This is a genomic window from Microcoleus sp. S13_C3 (assembly GCF_036700905.1).
Classification (GTDB): Bacteria; Cyanobacteriota; Cyanobacteriia; order Cyanobacteriales; family Microcoleaceae; genus Microcoleus.
The window spans coordinates 1-9,951 of record NZ_JAUBPT010000228.1 but is presented as its reverse complement, the minus strand read 5'-3'; the positions used below and the strand labels follow the sequence as shown (position 1 = coordinate 9,951).

Sequence of the window (9,951 nt, the reverse complement as noted above, 5' to 3'; positions counted from 1 at the left end):
CCTCTTTTAACTATGGGGTCTTTTTTTGGGGAAAGATTGGAATTTGGGGCAGACTATTTCCCGCGCATGGGTAGAAGGACTCAGTGGTTCAACATGATGATGGGGCTTACTTGGAGTATAGGTAAGGCAAAGTTAGAGTGTAAGGTGTGAGCCTGCATCATGGGGTGAGGATGACGGAAGCAGGCTGGTGCATGAGTCTATATATATTAAGTGGTGTCTGCATTTCTTGGACTTTACTGATGGACGTTTGGGTCTCAGAGTGAGCCGATCGCCCTTAACAATTCCTCTGATTCAAAATCCCGAAGCTGACACGACACGGTACTCTAGCCCCGATCGAACTCCCAGGAATCGATCGCCCGCAAATACACTCTCCAGAATTACACCCCCAAACTCCTTCAGTTACGCCAGTTATCAGCCCTTGATGAGCGAGCGCGAGTTGGTCTCCTCAACATCTACATCTAAAAAGTGCAAGTGACTCTCTTCCTCAGTATTGACAGCAATCACCAAACCTCTATTCCCCCAAGGAGCGATCGCCCGGGGTGAGGCGGGGCTGCTAAAATTCCCTACTTGAATCCCTTGACTGTTTAACACTTCTATCTGCCCCTCAACATCTGCCAACACCCATCCCCAATTAGCCACACAAGCAGACACGGGCAAACTTTCCAGGGGAATTCGCGCTACCTTGAGCGGCCACAATTTCATCAACAGCACAGCCGCTTTACCACCTTGGGGAATTCCCAGCAAAGTATAAGGCTCAGGTGTCAACAGCATCTGTCCCACGCTGGCAGACAACCGCACAGAACCCACCGGCGTGCCGCGGCGAGTGTAAACTCTAAAAATAGTTTGAGGATTTTTTGGTTCGTTGTCAGGCCAAACTGCTAAGACGTGTCGCCGATCCAAAAACATTAATTCTGGTAAATAGTGTTCTGGTAACGGCACAGTAGCGATCGGCTTCAGCGCTTTTTTCCGATCGCCCGCCGTGCTGTTTCCCGCTAAAGAATAAAAACGCAGTTCGCCGGGAACCGCTACTGTCAACCAGTTGCCGTGAGAGTCAATAGCAGCTTTTAAAGCATCTGGGCCTTGCCTCAAACCCATATCCAGCAAACACTGAGGCTCCCAAGAGTGTTCATTGAGCCAGTAAAGTTTTTGCGGAGTGAGAACGCAGCAGCCGTTGGAAACAGGTAAAATGCCGCGCACGATTTCCGGCATTAATGAAATAGAAGTAGACATTTCTCCTGTAACTAGCTGTTTTTCCGGCTGAGACCAAATCTTCACCTCTGTACCTACAGCAGCATAGAGATACGTTTCAGTGGCAATTAAAGCGGTCAACGGTGCAGGAAGTATCAGTGGCTTTGCCTGCGAAAGCGAATAGCGCACAGTCCGAAGTAAATTAATAGCCGACTGTGATGCTTTTTCCTCTTCAACTTCCAGCAAAGAGTCAGTTTCCGACTTCAGACTTTTATCACCACTGGTTGTGGGGCTTTCCCAAGGAATAATGCAGTCGCCCAATTGTCTGACAGCGGGGTCGTACATGATCAGCCGCAGAGCTTGAGCCATTTGGGAAGCACTGGCAAAACGGCGGGCTGGCAGCTTTTCTAAAGATTTTTTGACTATTGCTTGCAAAGGTTCGGGGATGGCGTCGGGAAATTGCAAGCGTTGATTCAGGTGCGCCCACCTCAAGTCTCCGGGGGTTCCCCCGAAAGGGCGGTAGCCCATTAGCAATTCAAACAGCAGAATTCCTACTGCATATATATCTGACATCGGGGAAAAAAGACCGTAAAACCGCTCAGGGGCCATGTAAGCGGGGGAACCTACGGTAGCGTCGGGAGAAATTTCTTGGTGGAGGCGAGTAGTACCAATTTCTGGCAGGCGACGCGCGATGCCAAAGTCAGACAGCCGGGGCGACCAACCTTTTGCTCCTAAAGTTAGGAGGATATTTTCGGGTTTGATGTCGCAGTGAACTACGCCTCGGCGGTGGGCGTAGTCTAAGCCTGCTAAAACTTCCATGACTAGCTGCAAACCTTCGAGCAGACGCAAGGGGCGCTCTTGTTTGAGCAGGTTGCGGAGGGTTCCTCCCTCGCAGTAGTCCATAACCAAGTACCTGCCTGTAGCTGTGTGTTCTAGAGCTCGGCAGGTAACAATGTTCGGGTGCTGCAAGGTGATCAGAAACCACAATTCTCGCAAGAATTCGCTAGTTGGGGCTTTTTGATGACTAAGTTCTTTGAGAGCAACCAGTTGGCTGGTGAGGCGGGAGTCCGAGGCGGGAGCTTCTCGAACGCTGGCACAAAAGACTCGACCAAATTGTCCTTGTCCGACTAGCCCTAAAATGCGGTACTTAGAATGTTGCATCGGTCTAATTATAGAAAAAGCTTGAGCTAGTATTAAAATATGTAAATAATTCTGACAAAAATTCAAATTTTTGAATCGCTCGCCAGGTACAGCCTATGTTATCTCAGGTTCAGTCTCAGCCTCCTTGAGAGCGATCGCACAGTCGCACCTACTAAAATCCTTGAGCTTCGGAATCACTATCAATCTTGCCCGATGCCGATACCCGATCGGGAACTACCTGTGGCTGCTATTTTAGTCGATCGCGACTATTACAGTTTTTTCCATGCCATGCAGAAAGTATCTAAGGTTTTAGCTTTTCAAGGCTAAGCTGGGGAATCGGGGCGAGGGAACAGCGATATGACCAAAACAGAAGTGGGGTTATGCCATAGGGGTTAGAGATCGAGAAGCCGATGCTGTCGTCAAGGCATCTTAACCTTTTTGAGCGTTAGCCAACTTTTTTTGCGCTTTGAATAAGTTGATCGTAACTTGCTAAATACTGAACTTGACAGGAGCAAACATCAATATGGTTAAAATTATTAAACTAGATCCAATTGCGGAGGAAATAGCAGTCGAAACCCGATCGAATATCCTGTCGGCCTTACTTTCCAAAGACTTAGACGTTCTCAAGGAATGCGGGGGGCGGGGAATGTGCGCTACCTGCCATGTTTACATTAAAGAAGGCATGGAAGGCTTGTCGGACATGAACCGCCGCGAGAAAAGGACGTTGGAAGTCATTACTACGGCTAAAGCCAATTCGCGACTTGCTTGTCAGGCTCAAATTATGGGCGAGGGTGTGGTTGTAGAGTTGCCTGCGGGGATGTACATTAATGCTATTGAAAATGTCGAAGCTCTGATCGGTCGCCGGGCCCAGCAAGATTTATTACACCCAATTACGGGTCAAGTAGTTGTAGAATCAGGAAAGTTAATTACTCGTTCTATCGTTACACAGCTTAATGAAACCCGCTTTCAAGTAGGACAGTATTTAGTTCGGACTAAAGAAGCTTAAAATTGATATGTTTGTATTTTAGTAGTAGAGAAAAATCTATGTTGAGCCAACTTGCGCGTTTGAGCATGGAAGCAGACGGACGCTACGCCAGTGCAGAAGAACTCCAATTTTTGAAAGACTACTTTCAGTCTTTGAATCACCGGATGAGTGCTTATAAAAAAATTCAAGCCTCTGAAACAGAAATTATGCGGCAAGTGGAAGCACAAATGCAGTCTCTAGACCCTAGTTTATTTCGGCGGGGGGGTAACGATGTCACTGAAAAGTGCCGGGGAGATATTGTGCGGGTGTTGAGGCATTCGGCGGCAGCACTGTTGATTAATGATACGGAACGATTGCGCGATCGGCTACTGCTTTGGTTGCAAACTATTTTAGGCGCTGTTCAAGTTAGAAATAGTGCGAGCGTGACCTACGATGTGATGAAAAAAGTCCTCAAACAATATCTCACGGTGGAAGAAAGGAACCTATTTTTTCCGATTCTGGACATCAACCGTACTTTACTCGGCAAATAATCAAGGGGATTGACAAGTTAACGCCCATAAACTGTGCCGTTAGGAAGAGTGGCTCCAATCAACTTCGCTCCCGTCAAATCCGCCTCAGTGAGAATGGCTCCCCGGAGGTTGGCTCCTGTCAAGTCAGCTTTCTGCAAGTTGGCTTTACTCAGGTTAGCTTTGGTCAAGTTAATTTCATGGAGGCAAGAATTAGAAAGGTCGGCATTGATCAGGTAGGCTAGACTCAAGTTGGCTTTGCTGAGGTTGGCCCCGCTCAAGTTAGCTTCCATCAGATAAGCACCGCTCAAGTTGGCTTCGTTCAACAATGCCTCTGCCATATTAATTCCAGTTAAAAGTTTGCGGCTCAAGTCTACACCGCCCAGATCTGCCCCGCTGAGGTTAATACCGCTTAAGTGGCTGCCATTCAAAGTAATGTTTCTCAGATAGGTTTTGCTGAGGTCTGCTTTGCACAAATTGGCTCTATCCAAGCAAGCTTCGCTAAGGTCTGATCCGCTCAAGCACGCGCCGTTTAAATAGGCTTGAGTGAGGTTAGTTCGCCGGAGATTGGCTTTCAACAGGTTGGCTTTGCTGAGGTTAGCACGGGTTAAGTTGGCTCCGGCTAGGTTGGCTTTGGATAATTCGGCTCCGGTGAGCTGTGCTTCGGTTAAGTCGGCCTCTTTCAGACTCGCTAGACTTAAGTAGGCATCTTTGAAGTTTGCCCCGTTGAGATTAGCTTTAATCAGATAGGCTTTACTGAGATTGGCCTCAGTGAGAATGGCTTTAGTGAGGTTAGCGGCGCTCATATCTGCACCTATGAGATTAGCATTGGGAAGAATTGCTCCGGTCAGGTTTGCCCAATTCAGATGAGATCCGGCTAGGTTGGCGCCGGTGAGATTGGCTTCGCTCAGATTGGCTCCGCTCAGACTGGCTGCCATGAGGTTGGCGCCGGTGAGATTGGCTCCACTGAGGTCAGCTTTGCTGAGATTGGCTCGGCTCAGATGGGCTTTGGTGAGGTCGGCCCCGCTGAGGTTAGCACCGATTAAGTAGGGTCGTTGCTGGTGTTGGTTGAGGTTTGCCAAAATTAGAGTTGGGGCATCGCTGGAACGGTATAAATCGATCGGACTCAACACAATGCCGCGCAGATTGGCCAGTCTAAAATCTCTTTCGCCGGCTGCATATCGAGTTAGAAGTTCATTGGCGTCCATTAAGTTCTAGCAAAATATTTGAGGTTTTGATTGCTTTTAAATTTTAGGAATTTACCGAGTAAGTTATGAATTGTCTAGCTGCTAGTTATTATCAGGTTGTATTTAAATTGCTAAAACCTAATTTTTTTTACTCAGGAGCTTTTTTATAATTTAACTCACAGTTTTGATGATACGGTGGATAATATGAGTACCAAACAATCGATTTGACAGCTATTAACAAACTAATAGCTGTCAAACAAGTCAGTTTTTTTGGAAAAGTTGACTGAGAATAGCTTCATGGTCTTTTCCTTCTTCGACCATAGAATCGCCCGGTTGTAGGCGATCGCGCAGCCCTAAAATAAAGCGGTTGCAGTCCGAACCCAATGATTCGCAGGATGTCTGCAGGCAGTGAAGTTCTCGACCCGTAAGCTGACTAAAGAACGAACTTAAAATACCTGCTTCTAAAAAACAGGCTGGTCGCTTAGACTTGGGAGCTGTTTTAGCAAAAAGAGAGTTAGCAATTTTTACTATTAAAAATCCCTGTTCGGAATAGCTGGGGTCAAACTCAAATGTTCCCCATCCATGAGTTTTCCAACACTGCTGTAAGGACTGAAGAAATTCTACCATTTCCATTTCAGAAACGGGCTGACCGTAGTATTCGCTGACTTCTTCGCAAAAACGCACGTAGAAGTTTTTACCCCACCAGCGACCGCAGTTGAAAAGCACGAGGCGGGAGGCTTGACCTGTTTCTTGTTCTAAGCCGATATAAATGGCTTGAATCAGTGTTTCTGGGAGTGCTAAGAGGCGATCGCCCCGGCGGTTTTCGAGGAGGCCGAGTTCGAGGTCGCCTCGGACGTAGGCATCGCTGGCAAAGTAGTTTCCAGGGAGTCGGGGCTGTTTGAGTAAGTCGGCAATATTAATCATCGGGAATTGGGAATGGGGAATCGGGAATTGGAAATTGGGAAGAAAGCTGATTATTTATTACCTTGGTCAATAATAATTGACTGTGCTTGGTCGAAAAATGGTTGCAATATAGCCCGGGCTTGCTCGGAAAGCAATTCTTTTAAACGAGTTTGCAGCAGATTGCAAACAGTTGCTTCGATTTTTTGAGTTTGGTGGGCTTCGACTATGCCGGAAAGCCAGTCTACAAGGCGCTGTTCGAGAAAATTTTGATCGTTCAGCAGCATAGCCATAGCGCAGTACCGCAAGACTAATACCCAGTGTTTGAGCGATCGTTCTAAGGTTTCTTGTTTTTCGTCGGGGAACGTTTCTTGTAGCTGGTTGGCTACTGGTTGGAAGATGCTGGCTTCCTTCTCTCGCAAAAATTCGTAAATTTTTAAGCGCTGGACAAGGGTTACAGCTTGACGCTTAAAAGCTATGAGTTCTTCGCCTTTTAAAAAGCGGTTTTCTGCCTGATCCAGCAGCGCCTCAATCTCATGGTGCATGATTTTAATTAAGTGGTAATCGGTAATTGATAAAAGGAAGTCTGTTGGCAGTTGTCAGTTGGCAGTTGGCAAGTGGTAGTTTTTCTTTATTAGTTGTAGTTTTCCTACTTCCCAATAATAAATAATAAAGTTACCAGTGGCACTTCCGAATTCCTAATATTAACTCAGGGTCATTTTCCATTCCCTACACAGATTAAAACAGGTCGAAGAGGTCATCAATGGTGACTTCTGCTTGTTCAGAAATAGAAATTACTGGCAAGGGTGGGGGTAGGGGTAGGGCACCTACTTCCGGAATTCCTTCCCAAGAAATAGCTTGAAAAAAGTCTGCTACTGGCTGGGTTAAACTCAGAAGTTGACCGGGGGTCGAGCCATTTGGAGTTTCTAAAGATTTTCCCAGCCAATTATAGTGACCAAAGAATTCTTGGACAGATTGGTCCAACCATGAAGTTTGACTTTTCATCTTTCTTCCTGCCTGGAGAAATCCACCATCGCACTTTCATGGCGAAATTGGTGGGAGGAAAGGCAGGGCAGGGGATGTGCCTTTCCAGGTTGTTTACCGCAATATTTCACCGTGTTGCAATCGATTTTGAATATCGCGGGCGTTGGCACCTTCGTTGAGCCAGAATGCTGCTGCATCAATTTTATCTGGGTTGCCAAGCAGGAACTTGCAATAGGTTTCTCCCATTGAGTAACATTGGAGTTCTATGCAGCTCAGAGGCTTTTTGACTAAAGAGCCGAAGAAACCGGCGAACAAACCGGCGTATAGGTGGCAAACCGGTTTGCCTACGTCTCCCAATGTGCGAGCAACTGCTGAGTCAAAGAGGTTGATGAAGATGCAGCCGTGTTTGCGATCGCTCATGTCCACTTCCCAGCGACCCCAACCTTGAGCCGTGAAAGGCCACCACCAAGTTTCTAGCAGAAACATGAGATTTGACTGGCGAATGTTCTGGCTGTATTCGGCACTAAACCATTTTTGAAAAAATTCGGAATCTTGGAGTCCCCACTGGCAACCAATAGTATACATGATGACAGAGGACGCGGGGCCGACTTCTTCTTCGAGCCCCTCCACCAAACCGATAATGAAGTCTTCGCTGGTAAAAATGTTGCGCGACTCATTCCAGTCGTCAATTGTACCCCTCTGGCGATCGAAGGCAAAAAAATCCTGAAACCTGTAGTGGCTATGAGTTTTAGGATACTTTTGCTTCAGTAACGATTCGCTGTGAGGGGAGATTTCTTTTTTGGCGGTAGAGACCATTGGCGGGTTATTCCTTTTTGGTGTAGTTGGGTGAAAATTAGAGTCAAATAGACTGGGCTGTGTATCCAATTTAACTTTATTTTTCTCAAGGCAGGCACCGGGTATAATTTTTTACTGCAATATAAAAATTAAAAATTCTAGGATGCTAAATTTGGGGGCTTGTTGGGAGTTCTGCCTTCGGACAACTGCTCTCTGAGTGCTGGCGAAAGTGGGTATAACCTTAAACTGCTATGTGTTATCGTTTTGTGCAAGCTGTCCACTATATATATAGGACATATGGGGATGAAAAATCACGCTTGTATTGCAATAGGCATCAATCAATATCAGTTACTCCAGCCTTTGAGTTATGCCCAAGAGGATGCAGAGGCTCTGTACGGTTTTTTGACAGAGGAGGCGGGTTTTGCGCCGGATGGATGTCTGCTGATGACCGATAGCTCGCCGTCGCTGTGGGGTCAATCTACATATCCAAATCGGGAAAATATTCTGAGGTTGACCCAAAGCCTGTGCGCGGAACATGTGCAACAGGGAGATTTACTCTGGTGTTTCTTTAGCGGCTACGGTGTCAGCTATGAAGGTAAGGATTATTTGATGCCGGTTGACGGCAATCCGGCTGACATTCAGGGTACGGGGATTCCGGTAGAGTTGCTGTTGAATACTCTGAAAAACGCTCCTACAGAAACGGTATTGGTGCTGGTTGATATGAACCGCAGCCAGATTGTGAAAGCGGGGGAAAAGATCGGCTCTCAAACGGTCGATCTGGCGCGGGAACTGGAAATCCCGACGGTGCTTTCTTGCCGCCCGAATCAAGTTTCGCGGGAAACTTCGGCTTTGCGTCAGGGGTTTTTTACGACGGCGCTTTTGGAGGGGCTGCGATCGGGCCAGTGCATGACCATTAAGGGTTTAGACCGTTTTTTGAGCGATCGACTGCCGGAGCTTTGTGACCACCATTTGCGTCCGAAACAAGAACCTTTGATGGTGGTGAATCCTCCAGGAAAGGCTAATTTGGTGATTTTGCCGGATGCTTTAGGGGTACCAACTGCTGCTTGGGCAGGACGCAACGGCAATATGGCGGTTGGTACGGCTGATGGGTTCGATCGCCCGCAAATGGCTACGGCTACGGCTCGCATGGATCTGCCTCCGGCAGTTCGCACTGCTGAGGATTCGCCGGTGGAGATGGCACCTGTTTCGCAGCCGAATGCTGTGGCCCCTGCCGACGATCGGGGGGGCGATCGACCGAACTTGCAAAAGCCGGAGGCTGAGCATAACGGGGGGTCGGATAAGTCATTTTTGCAGCAGCTAGTTTTGTGGAGTTCAGCTACGGCTTTGGTGCTGCTGTTGGGTGTTTTTGTGACGAACAAATCAATTTTTATTGGTCAGCAGGAAGGAGATCCTCGATCGCCTGCTGGAAATGCCCAAAACTCTGGATCTCAAAAATTTACTGGTACTGGGGGGTCGCAGAACCAACCGCGGGCGGTGCAAGCAGGGACTGGAACCAAGCAGCCACCATCCAGCCAGCAGGTGTGGGCTGAGGCGAAAACTTTCCTCAAGGATGGTTCGGCTTCTAGTTTTAATAAAGCAGTGGTTAAGGCTCGAACGATTCCGCCTAGCGATCCGCTCTTCCCGCAGGCTCAGCAGGATATTGAGCGCTGGAGTTTGACAATTTTGGATATAGCTAACGGGCGGGCTGCTCGGGGCGATTTCCAGGGGGCGATCGGGGCGGCTAAATTGATGCCTGATGTCAATCAGCCTGTTTACAATCAGTCGAAACAGGCGATCGCTCAGTGGGAGGAGCTATCCAAAGACCAGAAGGTAAATGCTGCTTTGCTATCTGCTGCTAAGGGTCAAATTAAGCGGGGGGTTGCCTCTTCTTACAGTAAAGGCATCCAGCAAGCTAATAAAATTGAACCCGGTCAGCCGAAGTATGAAGAAGCTCAACAGTTAATTGGAGAGTGGAGCGAAAGTATTCTCAAAATTGCTAAGTTGCGCGGCTCTCAAGGAAAGCTGAAAGAGGCAGTTGAAGCTGCTTCGCTGGTGCCGTCGGGTACTAAGAGTTATCAGCCGGCTCAGAAGGAGCTCGCCAATTGGAAAACTAAGCTCCAACGCCAGCAGAAAAAAGGTTGATTTAGTTGATAATTTCTCGGCTTCCCACCGGGAAATTATCTTAGCGACTGACCAAAGAAATGGGTACAAGCCCCGTCCTTCTAGGACGGCTTTTCTTCTTTGAGTTTATCGCTCCAGTCTTCAA

At 47.6% G+C, this 9,951-nt stretch carries 9 protein-coding genes; 3 read left to right on the top strand and 6 right to left on the bottom strand.

Features of this window, described 5'->3' with window-relative positions:
- Positions 1 to 411: 411 nt before the first annotated feature.
- A complete protein-coding gene (locus QUA16_RS34025; RefSeq protein WP_333108909.1) occupies positions 412 to 2,349 on the bottom strand; it encodes a serine/threonine-protein kinase in 1,938 nt (645 codons plus the stop codon).
- Positions 2,350 to 2,851: 502 nt separating this feature from the next.
- Between QUA16_RS34025 and QUA16_RS34020 the strand changes: the two genes are divergently transcribed.
- Entirely contained in the window at positions 2,852 to 3,334 is a 483-nt protein-coding gene (locus tag QUA16_RS34020) for a 2Fe-2S iron-sulfur cluster-binding protein (RefSeq protein ID WP_333057691.1), read from the top strand.
- 38 nt (positions 3,335 to 3,372) lie between these two features.
- The gene (locus tag QUA16_RS34015; protein WP_333108910.1) at positions 3,373 to 3,843 is read left to right on the top strand and encodes a phycobilisome protein; all 471 of its coding nucleotides are present in this window, start codon (positions 3,373 to 3,375) and stop codon (positions 3,841 to 3,843) included.
- A 17-nt stretch (positions 3,844 to 3,860) separates the two neighbouring features.
- On the opposite strand, the gene QUA16_RS34010 is transcribed toward QUA16_RS34015, so the two are convergent.
- The 5 genes from QUA16_RS34010 to QUA16_RS33990 form a co-directional block, all read right to left on the bottom strand.
- Positions 3,861 to 5,027 carry a pentapeptide repeat-containing protein gene (locus QUA16_RS34010; RefSeq protein ID WP_333108912.1) on the bottom strand — a complete coding sequence of 389 codons (1,167 nt, stop codon included), beginning with the start codon at positions 5,025 to 5,027 and terminating at the stop codon, positions 3,861 to 3,863.
- Positions 5,028 to 5,267: 240 nt separating this feature from the next.
- Entirely contained in the window at positions 5,268 to 5,930 is a 663-nt protein-coding gene (locus QUA16_RS34005) for a V4R domain-containing protein (RefSeq protein ID WP_333108913.1), read from the bottom strand.
- Between the two features lie 50 nt (positions 5,931 to 5,980).
- On the bottom strand, positions 5,981 to 6,451 hold the full coding sequence (locus QUA16_RS34000) for a phycobilisome protein (RefSeq protein WP_333108915.1): 471 nt from the start codon (positions 6,449 to 6,451) through the stop codon (positions 5,981 to 5,983).
- A gap of 193 nt (positions 6,452 to 6,644) precedes the next feature.
- A complete protein-coding gene (locus QUA16_RS33995) occupies positions 6,645 to 6,911 on the bottom strand; it encodes a hypothetical protein (protein WP_333042386.1) in 267 nt (88 codons plus the stop codon).
- A gap of 93 nt (positions 6,912 to 7,004) precedes the next feature.
- Positions 7,005 to 7,706, bottom strand: a complete 702-nt coding sequence (locus QUA16_RS33990; RefSeq protein WP_333108917.1) for a V4R domain-containing protein — start codon at positions 7,704 to 7,706, stop codon at positions 7,005 to 7,007.
- 276 nt (positions 7,707 to 7,982) lie between these two features.
- Between QUA16_RS33990 and QUA16_RS33985 the strand changes: the two genes are divergently transcribed.
- Positions 7,983 to 9,827, top strand: a complete 1,845-nt coding sequence (locus QUA16_RS33985) for a caspase family protein (protein WP_333181696.1) — start codon at positions 7,983 to 7,985, stop codon at positions 9,825 to 9,827.
- Positions 9,828 to 9,951 lie beyond the last annotated feature (124 nt).

What these genes read in the sequence shown, in the direction of transcription:
- QUA16_RS34025 (WP_333108909.1), bottom strand. Translation starts at nt 2,349, where the DNA reads ATGCAACATTCTAAGTACCGCATTTTAGGGCTAGTCGGACAAGGACAA.
- QUA16_RS34020 (WP_333057691.1), top strand. Translation starts at nt 2,852, where the DNA reads ATGGTTAAAATTATTAAACTAGATCCAATTGCGGAGGAAATAGCAGTC.
- QUA16_RS34015 (WP_333108910.1), top strand. Translation starts at nt 3,373, where the DNA reads ATGTTGAGCCAACTTGCGCGTTTGAGCATGGAAGCAGACGGACGCTAC.
- QUA16_RS34010 (WP_333108912.1), bottom strand. Translation starts at nt 5,027, where the DNA reads ATGGACGCCAATGAACTTCTAACTCGATATGCAGCCGGCGAAAGAGAT.
- QUA16_RS34005 (WP_333108913.1), bottom strand. Translation starts at nt 5,930, where the DNA reads ATGATTAATATTGCCGACTTACTCAAACAGCCCCGACTCCCTGGAAAC.
- QUA16_RS34000 (WP_333108915.1), bottom strand. Translation starts at nt 6,451, where the DNA reads ATGCACCATGAGATTGAGGCGCTGCTGGATCAGGCAGAAAACCGCTTT.
- QUA16_RS33995 (WP_333042386.1), bottom strand. Translation starts at nt 6,911, where the DNA reads ATGAAAAGTCAAACTTCATGGTTGGACCAATCTGTCCAAGAATTCTTT.
- QUA16_RS33990 (WP_333108917.1), bottom strand. Translation starts at nt 7,706, where the DNA reads ATGGTCTCTACCGCCAAAAAAGAAATCTCCCCTCACAGCGAATCGTTA.
- QUA16_RS33985 (WP_333181696.1), top strand. Translation starts at nt 7,983, where the DNA reads ATGGGGATGAAAAATCACGCTTGTATTGCAATAGGCATCAATCAATAT.